Below are 16,717 nucleotides of genomic sequence, written 5' to 3'. Positions count from 1 at the left end.
TACGATGAGTAATATGGATTACTCATCGCATTAGACTGTGGGTAGTTGGACTTTTCTGACAAACAAATAAATCAATGAATGTCCTGCCCCAATAAATAAAAGGAGGATTGGAATGCTTTTTGCGGGATCAAACCAAGTTACTGCTGCTAGGAAAGACAAAATCGAAACAAATCTCCCTAAATTAATAAAAATCTCCCGTACCACAATATACTCTATTCTCATTTCTGCAGCTTTCCATGCACTTCCAATTATATCATATGTAGTTGACATATAAGGCACAAGCAAGAGAGGATAAGCAACCGCAATCATGGCTGCATAAATTAATAGTTTTACATAATTAATATCCCAGACAATTAACAAAACAGCTAAGTAAAGGATGATACCGCCAATAAGAATGGCCTTTTTCCGCTTGTTTTTCTTAATTAACCGGGATGCAGCGTAATAGGCTATGAAGGAAATTCCGGAATTAATAAGTCCAAACGTTCCTAGAGCCAGCTCACTTCCTGTGGAAATATAGACGAATACGGAGATAATAAATAAAAACGTGCCTTCTCTAAGTCCTTGAAAAAAATTCGCATTGGTAATCAGTCGCCAATTTTCATTTTTCTTTCTTTCCTCCAGAATCCGTCTAAAACAATACTTACCATTAGCAGGTCGAGGCTTTAATGAAAAGCTCAAGAAAACCGCAAGTGCAAATAGGGCTAAGGAAATTCCAAATACAATTGTATACCCTGTAAATTTTTCGAATCGTGTAATAATAAATCCTGCAGCAATCGGTCCAATCATCCCACCCGTTGAAGATAAGATCCCTAAAAAGCCATTAAAAAAATCTCTCGTTTCAGGCTCGGTTATTTCAAAGGTTAAAACATTGTAAGCAAGCCAATAAAACCCATAGCCAATTCCAAGGAGACTTCCTAACAGTAATAGATACGTTGAAGCATTTTTGCCAGTTATTAATACCATTAAGTAGAAAAGCGCTAAAAAACTAACTCCCACTCTTAACACTTTAACACGGTCAATTTTCTTTGCCCATCTGCCTGCTAGGATAAATGTTAAAGGCTGTAAAATGACAATCGAAAGGTTATAAAGTGCAAGGTCAGAGTATTCTCCTGTTTGTTTCCATAAATATATATTCACAAAAGTATTTGATAGTGCAACACTTAAAGAATACGTACCACCGATTAATAGCAGTAAAGTTAAATCTTTCGTTAATTGTACGTCACCTAACAACTTAAATTTTTTCGCCATAAAAACTCCCCTTTGTGATAAGGGTTAGTCTTTAACAAGCATGCTTTCTTTATACGAAAAAAACAAAAGACAGCTGAAAAATCAACTGTCTTCTTTACTATCTTGTTATTATTTCGCAGCGTTGAAACGCTTAGAAACTTCATCCCAGTTTACAACGTTCCAGAAAGAAGAGATGTAATCAGGACGACGATTTTGGTAGTTTAAGTAATAAGCATGCTCCCAAACGTCAAGGCCAAGGATAGGTGTCTTACCTTCCATTAGAGGAGAGTCTTGGTTAGGAGTACTAGACACTTCTAGTTCACCATTGTTTACAGATAACCAAGCCCAGCCAGAGCCAAAACGAGTTGTAGCCGCTTTCGCAAATTCCTCTTTAAAGCTTTCTAAGCTGCCAAATTTATTATTGATAGCGTCAGCTAGTTCACCAGCTGGTGCGCCGCCTCCATTTGGAGAAAGGATTTGCCAGAAAAGTGCATGGTTAGCATGTCCTCCGCCATTATTACGTACTGCTGTACGAACTGCTTCAGGAACAGCGTCAAGGTTTGCTACTACTTCTTCAACTGATTTAGATAATAATTCCTCATTACCTTGTAGTGCATTATTTAAATTTGTCACATACGTGTTGTGATGTTTAGTGTGATGGATATTCATTGTTTCTTTGTCGATGTGAGGCTCAAGTGCGTCATACGCATAAGGTAATTGTGGTAATTCAAATGCCATTATTATTTCCTCCTATGTATAAAAAGTTTTTTTCTAGCCCTAGTTGTGTCTAAAATCAAACTGATATTAGAATATTCCTAAAGCTTTATAGCTTAAGATTATCAGAGATAGTCTTTTGTTACAAATAAAATGCTTTATACCTAACAAATATACAATTTCCTTTCCGGGTTCATTTTATACATTTAATTTTCATGAAAGAAAACATTGAGATTACAAAGTTTTCGATAAATTGTCATGTTTCAACCAGTGATAGGTTGTAAATACATGATTTAATCAAATTGTAGGGATAAAGGAGTGAGAAATATGCTTAAAAGCAGTTTTTCTATATATAGTTTATTGGATCAATTCTTTCGAAAAGCAGATCAAATTCAAAAGGTAAGGGCGGAAAGTGTGCTCTTTCAGGAGAAAGAGGCTGTTGAATATGTATATCTATTACTTAGTGGGTCCGTTGCACTAGGGAGAGTTCACATGCGCGGGAAAGACTTTACATTAAAGATAGTAAATAGCAGAGAATTAATAGTGGAATATCAAATATTTAAAGAAAATCCACGATATCAGTTTTATGCAAAAGCCGTTTCTGATTGTGAAATACTTGCGATAAAAAAAGACCAATTTGAAGAATTTATCATAAACGACCCTGATGCGATGAATGCTTTTGTGGCATGGTTGAGCACAAGCTACTTAAAAGCTCAAATGAAATGCCAGGACTTGATCATGAATGGGAAAAAGGGGGGGTTATACTCCATCCTTATCCGTCTTTGCAATACCTACGGGGTAAAGAACGAGGATGGAATTCTCATTGATATGCCTTTAACCCACCAGGAGCTTGCCAACCTAACCTTTGGAACAAGAGAAGTGATTCAACGTGCGTTAAAAGAATTACGGGAAAAAGATGTGATATCCTATGATCAGCAAAAGTTCACAATAAAAGATCTTCGATATTTAAAACAAGAAGTAGACTGTCAAAATTGTCCATATGAAATTTGTGGTGTAAATTAAAAAATCTCCTGCTCTCAATCATGAGCAGGAGACTTTTGATTAGAGTACTACTAAGAAGAAATATACAAGCATGAGGATTTGAATGATTGTTTTGGTAATGACGCTGCTGATAAACCCGACAACAGACCCAAAACCGATTTTTAAGCTGTCCTTGAAGTTTGTTTTATTTACTAAAAGCTCAGCAGCAACTGCACCAATAAATGGACCAATTAGTATTCCTAAGAACGGGATGACAAAGGGACCCACTATTAACCCAATTGTACTTCCCCATACTCCAGCCTTCGAACCCCCATATTTCTGAATTCCAATCATATTGGCTATATAATCTGCAATAAATAATAGAATAATGAAAAAGCTTTGAATTAACCAGAAGAACCAGCCAAAAGGTTCAAAGGAGAAAAAGACACCATATAATAGATATCCAGCTAATAAGAACAACACACTAGGGATGATGGGATAAATGAGTCCAGCAAACCCAATGATAAATAGGATGACTATAATTGACCAATAGACGATTTCCATACTTTTTCATTCCCTTTATAGTTTTATTTTTAAGAAATATACGGATTCATTCCCTAATTGGTTTCACAATTCATCATTCTTGTTAATATTAGCTCCTAAAGCTACAATAGAAGGGCGAATCTTTATTTAGGGTGGTAAATTATGAATATTTTCAAACAACTTTATAAAAGTACTCATTCACCAAAGGACATTGCCTCTTTTCGCTTTCAGGGAATTGGAAAAACAATCTTATATGTATTTCTTCTTACATTCATCTCCATCTTGCCGTCCATTTATCACATAAGTACTATGCTTACTGCTGGAATCGAAGGTACAAAATCTGTTATGAATGATGAACTTCCCTCCTTTACGATTGATAATGGGACTTTGACCTCTGAAACAGATGTACCTATTACCATCGAAAAAGGAGAATTCTCCATTCTTTTCGATTCAACGGGAGTTATTACAACCGAAGATGTGGAAGACGAAGATGCTGCCATCGCTTTACTTAAGAATGAAATTGCAGTATCAGCAGGTGGAAGAATCGATACCTATTCCTACTCCATGCTTGAAGGCTTAACCATTACGAAAGATGATTTTATTGACTTAGTCGATACAGTAGATGGAATGAAAGGAATTATTATTCCCGTTATGTCTACTTTTATCTTCCTCTTTTCAAGTGCGATAAATTTCATTGAAGTTTCCATACTTGCTTTATTTGGTTTAGCATTAAAAAATCTTGCTGGCAGAAGTATTAGCTATCGTCATCTATGGAGAATGGCCGCTTACAGTGCAACGCTGCCAACGGTGTTCTTCACTATTATGAGTGCTATTAATACGCCTGTGCCAAATAGCTTTATGATCAATTGGTTTGTTGAAATAATCATTTTATACTTAGCAATTAAAGAAATACCAAAAGAAAAAGCAACGATAGAGAATTAACGCATCCTTTGGGTGCGTTTTTTCGTTCTATAATACTTTGGACAAGCATAGGAATGTACAAACATTCCAATTTGGAGGCTTGTATCATGAAAAGAATATTCCTTTTTCTATTTGGACTCTTAACCATTTATGTTATATATATTGATTTAACAGCCGGTACGTTACCCAAGGATGAAGCCCAAGTACCTGAACAAACAGTAGCGACAATGGCTGTCCCTGAAAATTCGATTGCCGCATTTGAGGCCGAAGTTGAACCAGGTGAAACACTTATATCCATTGTCGAAGGTCATATTAAAAAGCCTTTACCCGTTTCCATTGACGAATTAATTGGGGATTTCAAAAGCTTAAATCCAGGTCAATCTCCCGAGAAAATTCAAATTGGGGCCTCCTATCAATTTCCTGATTACTCAAAATAGGGAAACAAAAGGCGTCAGTCTTGTCAAAATTAGTAAAGGACTGATAAAATAATAGATGCGTGTTAAAACTAAACTATTATTCGAATCCAATTTGAAGGAGCGAATTTCCCTTGAGTGAAATTATTCATCGTACAAAAACCCGTCCAATTAAGGTTGGCAATTTAACCATTGGCGGCAGTAACGAATTATTTATACAAAGCATGACGACTACAAAAACACATGATGTGGAAGCAACTGTTGCTGAAATTAAGCGTCTTGAAGAGGCAGGCTGCCAAATTGTTCGAGTAGCGTGTCCAGACGAACGAGCAGCTAATGCGATTCCTGAAATTAAAAAGAGAATTAATATCCCTTTAGTTGTCGATATCCATTTTGATTATAAATTGGCGCTGAAAGCGATTGAAGGCGGCGCTGATAAAATTCGGATTAATCCAGGAAATATTGGTAAGCGTGAGAAAGTTGAAGCTGTCGTTAAAGCTGCCAAGGAACGTGGAATTCCAATTCGAATTGGTGTAAATGCCGGATCCCTTGAAAAAAGAATTCTTGAGAAATATGGGTACCCAACCGCCGACGGAATGGTTGAAAGTGCCCTCCATCATATCAAAATTCTTGAGGATCTAGATTTCCATGATATTATTGTTTCCATGAAAGCATCCGATGTCAGCCTTGCCATCGAAGCCTATGAAAAAGCCTCTAAGGCGTTTGATTATCCTTTGCATTTAGGAATAACTGAATCAGGGACTCTTTTTGCAGGAACGGTCAAAAGCGCAGCCGGACTTGGAGCGATTATAAGCAAAGGTATTGGGAATACACTTCGGATTTCTTTAAGTGCTGATCCAGTTGAAGAAGTCAAAGTAGCTAGAGAGCTTTTAAAAGTATTTGGCCTGTCTTCCAATGCAGCAACGTTAATTTCATGCCCAACCTGTGGTCGAATCGAAATTGATTTAATTAGTATTGCTAATGAAGTGGAAGATTATATTTCAACAATAAAGGCTCCAATTAAAGTCGCTGTTCTAGGATGTGCAGTTAACGGCCCTGGTGAAGCAAGAGAAGCTGACATTGGAATTGCCGGTGCACGTGGTGAGGGCTTACTTTTCCGTAAAGGTGAGATTGTTCGTAAAGTTCCAGAAGATCAATTAGTTGATGAATTGAAAAAAGAAATTGATCAACTTGCAGAAGAATATTTTCAGAAAAAAGCAGCTGAAGAAGCAGAAGTAACAACCAAATAAAATGCATGAAGAAACCCGGTATCACAACCGGGTTTCTTTTTTTGCCCCTATATATGCAAGTTACTGTTTAAAAGAACGGGAGGACAAAGATACCAACAATGATTGAGATGGCACCTATCCCGATTGCCCATGCTCCCAGACTCTCTGCTCCTCGACGTCTGGCAACGAACCCTAACACAATACCTGCTGCACCAAAAAGAATCGGCATGACAAACAGTGATAGTATGGATAGAACTAAAGCAGCCCATCCCATGCCTGTTCCCGCTTTTGCCCCTGTTCCTTCACCTGATTTTGATCTTTCATGGAATCCAGGGCTAGCTATTGGAACAGGAGCTGCAATTTCAGCTGCTGTTTCCTCTCTATAATCAGAAGGGTAATCTGGACTATCTACATCAGTGTTTGGACTTGGGAGATACCCACGTATTTTCGTGTCTTTTTTATCTTCCATCCGAATCCCTCACTTTCAGTAATAGGAGCATTTATTATTGTTTGTAACTTTCATCTTTTTAGTATGGTAAAATAAAGATAAAATCTTGGCAATTGAAGGTGAATACATATGAGGAAAAGATTTGGAATCGATATTGATGGGACCGTGACATGTCCATCAGCACTTGTTCCCTTTATTAATGAGGGATTCGGGCTTAACCTTACACTCGCAGATGTTAAGGAATATGATTTAAATAAAGTTGTAAATGTTCCAAAGGAAAAATTTTCAAAGTGGTTTGTTGAAAACGAGCCTACAATTTATGAGGAATCTCCACTTGCAGAAGGTGCAGAAATTATCATTAACACGTGGAAAAAAGAACATGAATTATTCTTTATAAGTGCCAGAGGCTCACACCTTTTAGAAAATACAAAGAAATGGTTTAACAAAAAAGGCTTGTCCTATAACCATATAGAATTAATTGGTTCCCATGATAAGGTGTCTACAGCTAAACACCATCAAGTAGATATTTTTCTGGAAGATAAACACGACAATGCTGTCATAATTCATGAAGAATGTGATATTCCTGTCCTATTGTTTAATACCCCTTATAATCAGGACCCTATTCCTAAGGGTGTTATACGGGTTAATAATTGGTATGAGGCAAATACTTGGGTAAAACAGTGGCTAAAATAGTAAGAACAGCATGGACATACCATGCTGTTCTTTTTTCTAGCTAGAGCGCCTAGGGGCTTCCAAATTCAGTTTTAATTACATTCAGGACAACGTCCGTAAATTTCAAATTTATGCCCGGAAATATCATATCCTTTTAAATCCTCACTTAAGCTGTTCATTGGGCAAGTTTCAATTTCCTTCGTCTTACCACAATCCATACAGATGAAATGGTGGTGATGCTGGTGGCGTGAACAGGAAAAGCGAAAATGCTTTTCGCCAGATAGTTCCGTCATTTCGAGAATTCCCATTTTAACAAAAAGAGAAAGATTCCGATAGATTGTATCAAAGCTTAACCCTGGATAGTCTTCCTTTAACTCATCTAAGACGTCCTTTGCTGTTAAGTATTTATCACTATCTGCAAATAGTTGGAGCATATCTTCTCTTTTTCCTGTTTGTTTAAATCCATTTTCTTTTAAGAATTGAATGGCTTCATTAACATTCACCCTGCTGCACCCCCTTGTGAAACATGATTTTTAATGATTAACTTTTTATAAAATATGGTAAACACTAATATCGCCACAGCAATCATGACAATCGTTCCACCAGGAGCAAGGTCTAAATAATAAGAGGCAAACAGCCCTCCAAGAACAGATACTTCCCCAAAGATGATGGACAAAAAGATGGTTTGTTTAAAGCCTTTTGCAATGCGTATGCTTGCTGCAACTGGTAATGTCATCAACGAAGAAACAAGCATGATTCCCACTATTCTCATGGAAGCAGCAATCACTAGAGCAACCATGATGATAAAAATAAAGTGAATGCTTTTTGCTGCGATTCCCGAGGCCTTTGCGTGCTCTTCATCAAAGGATAATAAAAATAACTCTTTATATAATAAAATGATCGTCATTACAACTACGATACTAATAATAAAAATTACCCATAAATCTGTACGGCTTACTGCAGATACACTTCCAAATAAATAACTATACAGGTCCGTATTAAAACCATCAGCGAGTGAAATAAAGATTACCCCAAGACCTATACCACCGGACAATATGATAGGGATAGCAAGCTCTTGGTAATGCTTATATACGCCCCGCAGCTTTTCAATGAACAACGAGCCTCCGACTGAAAAGACCATTCCTAAATAGAGTGGATTTAAACCGCTTAGCGCAGCAAAGTATTTTTCAAGAAGAAGGCTGGCAGCAATTCCTGCCAAGGTTACATGACTCAAAGCATCAGCAATTAATGAAAGCCTCCTGACCACAATAAATACACCTAATAATGGTGCAAGAAAGCCAATTAAAATCCCTGTAAGGAAGGCATTTTGTAAAAATTCATATTGAAATATTCCTTGAATCATTTAAAAACGCCTCCGTGGTCATGGTGATGGGATATTAGTTTAACATCTGTCCCATAAAATTCAGACATTCCTTCACTTTGGTGCTTTTCAAATTCATGTGTATCCCCGTGGAAATGCAAATGCTTATTTAGACAGGCAACATGGGTGACTTTATCTGAAATGGTTCCCACGTCATGTGTAACAAGTAGAAGTGTAATTCCCCTCTTCTTATTTAGATCTGCAAGCATTTGGTAAAATGCATTCACATTTTCAGCATCAACCCCAACGGTTGGTTCATCTAAGATTAATAACTTTGGCTCACTTACAAGTGCACGCGCAATGAATACTCTTTGCTGCTGCCCGCCTGAAAGCTCTCCGATATTCCGATGACTAAACTTTCCCATTCCCACAGATTCCAGAGCATCATATACTTTTTGGGAATCTTCCTTCTTAAAAAAGCGAAATAATCCCAGTTTCTTTGTTAATCCACTAGAAACAACTTCAAAAACGGTGGCTGGAAAACCTGTGTTAAATGAATTCGCCTTTTGAGATACATAACCGATTTGCTGCCAATCTTTAAATTTATTCATTTCCTGCCCAAATAAACGAATTTCTCCTTTTTGCGGCTTTAACAGTCCCAAAATCAACTTTAATAAAGTTGATTTTCCTGAGCCATTTGGTCCGACAATTGCCAGAAATGAGCCATTCGGGATGATAAGGTTAATATTTTCAAGAACTGTATCCTTTTCGTAGCGATAGGAAACTTGTTTTATTTCAATAATTGATTGTGATTTCATGGTTTCTCACCTTAATTTTAAGAATCATTCCGATTTAACTTAAAGTAGTATACAATAGGAACTCTCTATTGTAAAGCTTTTACCTTTACACGAATTGTTTAAAAAGTGGATGTTAGCCATTTTGTAACACTCTAATTTCACCTTTCATACAGTAGATGAAGGAGTGATGAGTGTGAAGATTTTTGAGAGTGTCATTAATCATAAGATTAATACCATTACTGGTGATGAACTATTCAAGTACGCAGAACAATTTAATATTCGAGTGAATAGGCAGCAAGCATATAAGATAGCTCAATACTTAAGAGGGAAAAATGTAAATATTTTTGATGACCGTGAACGAGCAGTATTAATTAAAGAAATTGCAAAAATAGCTGGCCCAGAGGCTGCAAGAGAAGTAAATAAGCTATTTGTTCAATTTACAAAATAAAGTCAAAAAGCTGTGCCCAAGTGAGCACAGCTTTTTTTATGAAAGGATGATTTTGTCCAAAAGATTTTCGTTAAATTTCTTCTCTCTCAGCATTTCAATTTCAAATAAATACGGAGGCTTTTTATTATCTTTATCTTCACCAACGTAAGGTGTCTCAAGTATCTTAGGTACATCAGTCAGCTGTGGATGGTGGACGATATAATTGATAGCATCAAACCCGATATGACCAAAGCCGATGTTTTCATGACGGTCCTTTCTCATCCCTACTGCATTTTTACTATCGTTAATATGAAGAACCTTTAGTCTGTCTATGCCGACAATTTTATCAAATTCATTTAATACACCATCAAAGTCTTCAACAATATTATATCCCGCATCATGAGTATGACAGGTATCAAAGCAAACAGAAAGCTTATCACTATAGTTTACTCCATCGATAATCATCGCTAATTCCTCAAATGACTTCCCACATTCAGAGCCTTTACCCGCCATTGTCTCTAAAGCTATTTGCAGCTGCTCTTTTCCAGTTAGTACTTCATTTAAGCCTTCAATAATTTTCTTTATCCCCGCTTCAGTACCAGCACCAACGTGTGCACCTGGGTGCAGCACAATTTGTTTAGCACCGATTGCCTCGGTTCTCTCAATTTCTGTTCGGAGGAACCTTACACCTAACTCGAACGTATCTGGGTTTGTAGTATTACCGATATTGATGATATAGGGAGCATGGACAACAATTTCAGAGATTCCGTGCTCCTCCATATGCCTTCTCCCTGCTTCAATGTTCAAATCCTCGATTTTTTTCCTTCTCGTGTTTTGCGGTGCTCCTGTATAGACCATAAATGTATTCGCACCATATGAAACGGCTTCCTCGCTCGCTGCCAGCAGCATTTTTTTACCGCTCATTGAGACATGTGATCCTATTTTCAACAAAACATTCTCTCTCCCTTCAAACTCTTACTTCTTCTTTAATCTACGTTCCCGTTTTTTTATTTTGTCCATTTCCCACTGCATTTTCTTTTTGTAGCCCGGTTTAACCTTTTGAGGTTTCTTGACCATTGTCTTAGCAGTTTTATCTGCTTCATCCTCTTTTCTAACCCTTGTTTTTCTTTTATTGCGATCCTCTAATTCAACAAATTCCTCTTTTTTAAGATCAACGTATTTAAACTGAATTCCCATCTTCTCAAGGCGATTCAATGCATCTTCATCAGAGATATCATAAATAGTAAGGGCAATTCCAGAGTTTCCGGCTCTTGCAGTCCTTCCTACCCGGTGGACATAAAAGTCTAAATCGGTAGGTAATTCATAATTGATAATATGACTGATACCTTCAATATCAATTCCTCTTGAAGCTAGGTCTGTTGCAACGATATATTGGTACTCTAAATCTTGAATTTGTTTCATCATTTTTTTTCGTTCACGGGGGTTAAGATCTCCATGAACACGAGCAACCTTAAGCCCTTTATTTATCAAAAAGTTGGCAACCTCTTCAGCCATCTTTTTTGTATTTGTAAAGACAATCGCTAAATATGGATTGTATTGGATAAGCGCATCGTGAACAAGCTGTTTTTTATTTCTGTGCCTTGAAGGCAAGAGATAATGTTTTAAATTCTCCGCTGTTTTTCTCTTTGCATCAATTTGAATAGTTTTCGGATTTTCCATGTATTTCTTGAGAAACGGTTTAAGTTTTTCGGGAATCGTTGCCGAAAATACAAGCATTTGCAATTTCTCAGGCATTTTTGCAGCTACCTGATCCAAATCCTCGATAAAGCCCATATCAAGCATCATATCTGCTTCGTCAACAACTAAAATTTCTGAAGTATGGACAAATAATGCTTGTTCAATCATCAGATCTTTAATTCTGCCTGGAGTTCCTACTACAATATGGGGCTGTACTTTTAGTTTATCAATGGTTCTTTGCTTGTCTGTACCGCCAATGTAGCATCTAGTCATAATCGCTTTTTCAGGACTACAGTGCTCTGTCACTTTTAAAATTTGATGATAGATTTGTGAAGCAAGTTCTCTTGTTGGTGCTGTGATGACAGCTTGTACCTCTTGTCGCTCTGGATTTATTTTTTCTAGAATTGGCAATACAAAGGCAAGTGTTTTACCTGTTCCAGTTTGTGATTGACCGATAGCACTTTCATTCTTTAGAACCAAAGGTATCATTCGTGCCTGAATTTCAGTTGGTTCATAAAAACCTTGTTCCTTTATAGCGTCTATAATAAATGGTTGAAAATTAAAACGTTCAAAACGATTTTCCTTCATGTAATTGCTCCTTATATATTAATTGTTCCGTTTATGGAGTAGTTTTCTTACTTTGGGACAAAACTTACACACTAACTTATTAGTATTGGAAGGTAAGTTTTTGTCCAAGCAAAAGCTTCCACTTTTATTTCCATCTCGTAATTATAGTAAAGTTTCGACTAAATAACCAGTTATTATCATCTTTTACTTTTCGACTACTTTTAATCATGAAAATATACAGTTTATCCTAATGTTTATTCCTAAACCAAATTTAGAAAATTGCATACCTTAAACTATAAGGCTTTTTTGAGAGGAGGACTTACCTATGCAGCAGCCTAGAACAAGATACTCCATGCACGGGCATATGGGTCCAAACATGATGGGAAGAGGACCATACGGAGGTCAACAACAACACATGATGAATCCATATGGCGGCAGTGGAAACATGATGGGGTTCCAGCAGAATTATAACAGTGGCAGTCCTATGATGGGACAATCGATGGGAAGAGGGCAAGGAAGAAGAACTGGAGGCGGTTTACTTTCAAAAATTCTTGGCGGGAAGAAACAAGGTAATCAAGCAAGAGGTCCTGTTGGTGCACAGACAGCCGGTCGAGCTGCTTCAGGCGGAGGAGGTGTTGGTTCGTTACTTCAAACACTTAGTAATCCCAATAGTCTATCAGGATTTCTAGACAACACCCAAAAGGTTTTGAATTCAGTTCAATCCATAACACCCATGATTCAGCAATATGGACCATTAGTTAAGAACATCCCTATGATGTGGAAATTATATAAAGGGTTTAAAGATTTACCAACGGATGAGCAAAGTGGAGAGAACAAGTCAGATTTAATGGCAGAGGCAGAGGATTCCGCTCCGTCCCCTTCAGAACCAAAGAAAAGAACAAAAATGGTTGTTCCATCTGATACAGGTGAAGAAAAAAAACGACCAAATGGGCCATCTGTTCCTAAATTATACATTTAAACAATGGATGCTGAGAAAACAGCATCTTTTTATTTTTTTCGCAGAAAGTTTTCACAGAATTTTCTAGGGAATTTTTACAGAAATTTCATAGGAAAAATGTATCTTTGTATTATTTCTATTAGTTTTATATAATAAATACATAGATTCAAAGTCAATGTTCCTTAGGAGGACTTTATTATATGCAAATTATTAAGATTTCACCGCGCGGATATTGTTATGGTGTCGTGGATGCCATGGTAATTGCAAGAAATGCAGCATTAGATAAATCATTACCACGACCTATCTACATTTTAGGGATGATTGTTCATAATAAACACGTAACAGATGCTTTTGCTGAAGAAGGCATTATCACACTTGATGGAAAAAATCGCAAAGACATCTTGGACAAGGTCGATACTGGAACTGTCATTTTTACGGCTCATGGCATCTCTCCAGAAGTAAGAGAGTTAGCGAAAAAGAAGGGACTTGTTACGATTGATGCTACATGTCCAGATGTAACAAGAACACATGATTTAATTGAAGAGAAAACAAAGCAAGGATTTCAAGTCATTTATATTGGAAAAAAAGGACACCCTGAGCCTGAGGGCGCTGTTGGTGTTGCCCCTGATCTGGTACATCTTGTCGAAACACCAAGCGATGTTGAAGCCTTAAACATCCATAGTGATAAACTGATTGTTACAAATCAAACCACCATGAGCCAATGGGATGTCGCTGATACGATGAAAAAGGTTCAGGAGAAATATCCGCATGCAGAGGCTTACAATGAAATATGCAACGCCACGCAAGTGCGTCAGGAAGCAGTTGCAGGTCAAGCCGGTGAGGCTGATGTCACAATCGTAGTTGGAGACCCAATGAGTAATAACTCCAATCGACTTGCACAAGTTTCAGAGGAAATTGCCGGCACCAGAGCCTATCGAATTGCCGATATCTCAGAGTTAAAAGTTGACTGGATTAAGGATGCGAAGAACGTCGCTGTTACTTCTGGTGCATCTACTCCTACACCAATCACCAAGGAAGTCATAACATTCTTGGAGCAATTTGATCCCAATAACGAAGCAACCTGGGAACGCCAGAAAAATGTTCCTTTAAATAAAATATTACCTAAAGTAAAAAAATAACCGGTCGTATCAATTCGACCGGTTTTCTTTTGTCTAGCGCAAGCATCCTAGGCGCTTTGCGCTTTTCTATACATATTGAAACGGATCTGTATTCACTTCTGATGGGAAAATCTCTACTTCATAGCCAGATTCCTTGCACATATTTGAGAGTGTTGCTGTTAGACCCTTTTTCATAATTTTTTCGACATTATGACCAGGATCTATCATATTTAATCCCTGCATCATTGCATCATGAGCAGTATGATAGTAAATATCACCCGTAATATAGACATCCGCACCCTTAAACTTAGCGCTCATGAAATACTTATTGCCATCTCCGCCTAATACAGCCACTTTCCTGACACGCGATGATAAATCACCAACCACTCTCACCTTAACAACTTCTAACGCTACCTTTACCCTCTCAGCAAATTCTCTGAGCGTCATTTCATTGACTGTGCCGATTCTGCCAAGCCCCAGGACTTCACCCTTATTTTCAACAGGATAAATATCATAAGCAACTTCTTCATAGGGATGAGCTTTTACCATAGCTGTAACTACCTTTTTTAATAGGGAATCAGGTACGATTGTTTCAATTCTAACTTCATCCACTGATTCTAAAGCACCTTGCTGTCCAATATGCGGGTTTGTATTTTCCCCTGGTAAAAACCTACCTGTTCCATCAGCAGAAAAGGAACAATGGCTATAATTACCGATATAGCCAGCGCCAGTCCTCCCAAGGACCTTTCTAATTTCCTCAGCGTGACTTAAAGGTGTAAAGACAACTAGTTTTTTTAGTTTCGTTTCGTATGTAGGAACTAGTACTTCGGTTTTTTCTAATCCCAGTGCTTCCGCTAGAAGGTCATTTACCCCGCCTTTAGCCACATCAAGATTAGTATGAGCAGCATAAACAGCTATATCATGCTTCAATAGTTTTTCAATCATCCTTCCCTGGACAGTGTCTGTTAGGACATTCTTTAGGGGACGAAAGATTGGGGGATGATGAGCAATGATTAGCTGTACATTCCTTTCAATTGCTTCATCAATCACCTCTTCTAGGACATCAAGGGCAATCATAATTTTATCTATTTTCTTATTCAACCGACCAATTTGTAAACCTATCTTATCATCTTCCATTGCAAGACCCTTAGGAGAAAACTGTTCAAATAGTTGAATAATTTCATGTCCATTCGCTTTCTTCATTATCCAATACCCCCTCTACAAGAGTAATTTTTTCTGAAACCTCTTGCTTTTTCTCTTCTGTTTCTACAGAAGGAGCAGCACTTTCAAGCTGTTCATAAATACGCTTCCAGTTCTTTATTTCAAAACTCCATTTTTTCTTAAACACACTTTCATTTCTTTGAAGAAGAAAGGGTCCCACTAAAAGGCCCGTTTCTAAATTCACATCACGATAGGGGTTTAAAGGTTCTCCCTTTTCGGCAACTAAAATCTCATAAATCTTGCTATCCTCTTCAATGATTTCTTCTGCAATCAATTCCCAATGGTTATCGATTAGCCACTTTCGAATGGCAATTGCATTTAGATTCGGCTGCAGGACAAGCCGTTTAATTGTTGAAAGCTTATCCTTTCCATTTTCTAAAATAGTGGCAATCAGACTGCCGCCCATTCCAGCTATGGTGATACAATCTACATCGCCTGGCTGAATAACCTCTAGACCATCTCCCATTCTCACTGATATCATGTCGGTAAGTCCTTCTGCCCTAACATTTTTCTCTGCAGACTGAAATGGGCCTTTTGCAACCTCCCCAGCAACCCCAAATGTTATCACACCATTCTTAACAAGATAACTTGGTAAATAAGCATGATCGGAACCAATATCAGCTAACTTTGAATCCTTTGGAACATATTTTGCTACCGTTTCTAACCGTTCGGATAATTTATCTGTATTCAATTCATTCACCACTTTTTTTTTATTACTTACAGTATAAAAAAAGTCCTTTACATTAGCAAAGGACCTTTCATTGTAACATTATTTAATATTAGCTAACCATTCAGCCATCGCGTCTGCTTCCTCTGGTTTAACCATACCGGCTGGCATAGCGCCTTTACCATTAACTATAGTTTCCTTAATCTCGTCTTGGGATAATCTGTCGCCAACCCCCTTAAGAGCAGGACCCATTCCACCTTGGTACTGATCTCCGTGACAACCTATACAAGAATTGTAAATTTCCTCAGGACCTCTTGCAACCTGTTCTGTTTCAGTTCCGCCTTCTTTTTCCTTGGCAAGCTCATCCATATCCCCGAGGCCTTTGAAAGACAATAAGAACATGAGTCCGATACCAAATACAAAGATCAGGATGTAAGGAATTACCGGATTTCGATTCATCATATAACCTCCCTTATGTACGTATAGCTGAAAATAAATAGTCTTCTACAAACAACTACTATTTTACTTTAAAAACCTTAGAAGGAAAAGCCCTAAACTTACTTTGTCACGATAATATTTATAAAAAATACAAAACTGGGTGATTTTTGAAAGAAATGTCACCCCGCTTATTCTTCCCTCCTATTCCTATTAGCAACCATTTATTCGTACAATTGAGCAGGTAATACTTTCAAAATTTAAAAATAATAATTATTTTTAGTTATTTTTGAATATAAATTTCCTACTCTCAACATCTAATGTCTCAGGAAATGAACAAAAAATACCCTTTCTTACAAA

The 16,717-nt window shown here is 37.4% G+C and carries 20 protein-coding genes; 8 read left to right on the top strand and 12 right to left on the bottom strand.

What is annotated here, in order from left to right; all coding sequences use genetic code 11:
* Positions 1–30: 30 nt before the first annotated feature.
* Together M3189_RS14090 and M3189_RS14085 are read right to left on the bottom strand one after the other, a co-directional pair.
* Positions 31–1,248 (bottom strand): MFS transporter, encoded by a 1,218-nt coding sequence (locus M3189_RS14090; RefSeq protein WP_251634693.1) that lies wholly within the window; start codon positions 1,246–1,248, stop codon positions 31–33.
* A 108-nt stretch (positions 1,249–1,356) separates the two neighbouring features.
* On the bottom strand, positions 1,357–1,965 hold the full coding sequence (locus M3189_RS14085; RefSeq protein ID WP_251634692.1) for a superoxide dismutase: 609 nt from the start codon (positions 1,963–1,965) through the stop codon (positions 1,357–1,359).
* 303 nt (positions 1,966–2,268) lie between these two features.
* Here M3189_RS14085 and M3189_RS14080 point away from each other — a divergent pair, with 303 nt between their 5' ends.
* The gene (locus M3189_RS14080; RefSeq protein ID WP_251634691.1) at positions 2,269–2,964 is read left to right on the top strand and encodes a Crp/Fnr family transcriptional regulator; all 696 of its coding nucleotides are present in this window, start codon (positions 2,269–2,271) and stop codon (positions 2,962–2,964) included.
* 39 nt (positions 2,965–3,003) lie between these two features.
* Here the strand turns inward: M3189_RS14080 and M3189_RS14075 are convergent, their stop codons facing one another.
* Positions 3,004–3,486: a DUF456 domain-containing protein gene (locus M3189_RS14075; RefSeq protein WP_251634690.1), complete on the bottom strand. Its 483-nt coding sequence runs from the start codon at positions 3,484–3,486 to the stop codon at positions 3,004–3,006.
* 141 nt (positions 3,487–3,627) lie between these two features.
* Here M3189_RS14075 and M3189_RS14070 point away from each other — a divergent pair, with 141 nt between their 5' ends.
* From M3189_RS14070 to ispG, 3 genes are all read left to right on the top strand, one after another.
* Positions 3,628–4,407, top strand: a complete 780-nt coding sequence (locus tag M3189_RS14070; RefSeq protein ID WP_251634689.1) for a DUF1189 domain-containing protein — start codon at positions 3,628–3,630, stop codon at positions 4,405–4,407.
* An 86-nt stretch (positions 4,408–4,493) separates the two neighbouring features.
* Positions 4,494–4,823, top strand: a complete 330-nt coding sequence (locus tag M3189_RS14065; RefSeq protein ID WP_251634688.1) for a hypothetical protein — start codon at positions 4,494–4,496, stop codon at positions 4,821–4,823.
* 119 nt (positions 4,824–4,942) lie between these two features.
* Positions 4,943–6,049, top strand: a complete 1,107-nt coding sequence (gene ispG / locus M3189_RS14060; RefSeq protein WP_251634789.1) for a flavodoxin-dependent (E)-4-hydroxy-3-methylbut-2-enyl-diphosphate synthase — start codon at positions 4,943–4,945, stop codon at positions 6,047–6,049.
* 67 nt (positions 6,050–6,116) lie between these two features.
* On the opposite strand, the gene M3189_RS14055 is transcribed toward ispG, so the two are convergent.
* On the bottom strand, positions 6,117–6,497 hold the full coding sequence (locus M3189_RS14055) for a DUF4190 domain-containing protein (RefSeq protein WP_251634687.1): 381 nt from the start codon (positions 6,495–6,497) through the stop codon (positions 6,117–6,119).
* Between the two features lie 108 nt (positions 6,498–6,605).
* Between M3189_RS14055 and M3189_RS14050 the strand changes: the two genes are divergently transcribed.
* The gene (locus M3189_RS14050; protein WP_251634686.1) at positions 6,606–7,169 is read left to right on the top strand and encodes a hypothetical protein; all 564 of its coding nucleotides are present in this window, start codon (positions 6,606–6,608) and stop codon (positions 7,167–7,169) included.
* A gap of 71 nt (positions 7,170–7,240) precedes the next feature.
* Here the strand turns inward: M3189_RS14050 and M3189_RS14045 are convergent, their stop codons facing one another.
* From M3189_RS14045 to M3189_RS14035, 3 genes are read right to left on the bottom strand one after another with little or no spacing between them, the layout of a single operon-like run.
* Positions 7,241–7,651 (bottom strand): Fur family transcriptional regulator, encoded by a 411-nt coding sequence (locus M3189_RS14045; RefSeq protein WP_045517657.1) that lies wholly within the window; start codon positions 7,649–7,651, stop codon positions 7,241–7,243.
* Entirely contained in the window at positions 7,648–8,511 is an 864-nt protein-coding gene (locus M3189_RS14040; RefSeq protein ID WP_251634685.1) for a metal ABC transporter permease, read from the bottom strand. The genes M3189_RS14045 and M3189_RS14040 overlap by 4 nt, the downstream gene beginning before the upstream one ends.
* Positions 8,508–9,287 (bottom strand): metal ABC transporter ATP-binding protein, encoded by a 780-nt coding sequence (locus M3189_RS14035; protein ID WP_251634684.1) that lies wholly within the window; start codon positions 9,285–9,287, stop codon positions 8,508–8,510. The genes M3189_RS14040 and M3189_RS14035 overlap by 4 nt, the downstream gene beginning before the upstream one ends.
* 172 nt (positions 9,288–9,459) lie before the next feature.
* Between M3189_RS14035 and M3189_RS14030 the strand changes: the two genes are divergently transcribed.
* On the top strand, positions 9,460–9,714 hold the full coding sequence (locus M3189_RS14030) for a DUF2624 domain-containing protein (RefSeq protein ID WP_251634683.1): 255 nt from the start codon (positions 9,460–9,462) through the stop codon (positions 9,712–9,714).
* 36 nt (positions 9,715–9,750) lie between these two features.
* Here the strand turns inward: M3189_RS14030 and M3189_RS14025 are convergent, their stop codons facing one another.
* Positions 9,751–10,644 carry a deoxyribonuclease IV gene (locus M3189_RS14025; protein ID WP_251634682.1) on the bottom strand — a complete coding sequence of 298 codons (894 nt, stop codon included), beginning with the start codon at positions 10,642–10,644 and terminating at the stop codon, positions 9,751–9,753.
* Between the two features lie 24 nt (positions 10,645–10,668).
* Positions 10,669–11,979, bottom strand: coding sequence for a DEAD/DEAH box helicase (locus M3189_RS14020; protein ID WP_251634681.1), 1,311 nt, complete (start codon positions 11,977–11,979; stop codon positions 10,669–10,671).
* 304 nt (positions 11,980–12,283) lie between these two features.
* On the opposite strand from M3189_RS14020, the gene M3189_RS14015 reads away from it, so the two are divergent.
* Positions 12,284–12,937 carry a YqfQ family protein gene (locus M3189_RS14015; protein WP_251634680.1) on the top strand — a complete coding sequence of 218 codons (654 nt, stop codon included), beginning with the start codon at positions 12,284–12,286 and terminating at the stop codon, positions 12,935–12,937.
* A gap of 179 nt (positions 12,938–13,116) precedes the next feature.
* Positions 13,117–14,055 carry a 4-hydroxy-3-methylbut-2-enyl diphosphate reductase gene (locus M3189_RS14010; protein WP_251634679.1) on the top strand — a complete coding sequence of 313 codons (939 nt, stop codon included), beginning with the start codon at positions 13,117–13,119 and terminating at the stop codon, positions 14,053–14,055.
* Positions 14,056–14,121: 66 nt separating this feature from the next.
* Here M3189_RS14010 and M3189_RS14005 read toward each other — a convergent pair whose 3' ends face one another.
* The 3 genes from M3189_RS14005 to cccA all read right to left on the bottom strand — a co-directional run bounded on the left by M3189_RS14005 (position 14,122) and on the right by cccA (position 16,381).
* Positions 14,122–15,237: a Nif3-like dinuclear metal center hexameric protein gene (locus M3189_RS14005; protein WP_251634678.1), complete on the bottom strand. Its 1,116-nt coding sequence runs from the start codon at positions 15,235–15,237 to the stop codon at positions 14,122–14,124.
* A complete protein-coding gene (locus M3189_RS14000; protein WP_251634677.1) occupies positions 15,215–15,946 on the bottom strand; it encodes a tRNA (adenine(22)-N(1))-methyltransferase in 732 nt (243 codons plus the stop codon). The genes M3189_RS14005 and M3189_RS14000 overlap by 23 nt, the downstream gene beginning before the upstream one ends.
* A gap of 78 nt (positions 15,947–16,024) precedes the next feature.
* Complete coding sequence (gene cccA / locus M3189_RS13995; protein ID WP_251634676.1) at positions 16,025–16,381, bottom strand: cytochrome c550; 357 nt, start codon at positions 16,379–16,381, stop codon at positions 16,025–16,027.
* Between the last annotated feature and the right edge of the window lie 336 nt (positions 16,382–16,717).

Origin of the sequence: Neobacillus niacini, from assembly GCF_023715415.1 — a bacterium.
Taxonomy (GTDB): domain Bacteria; phylum Bacillota; class Bacilli; order Bacillales; family Cytobacillaceae; genus Neobacillus; species Neobacillus niacini_C.
This window is presented reverse-complemented; position numbering and strand designations above follow the sequence as displayed.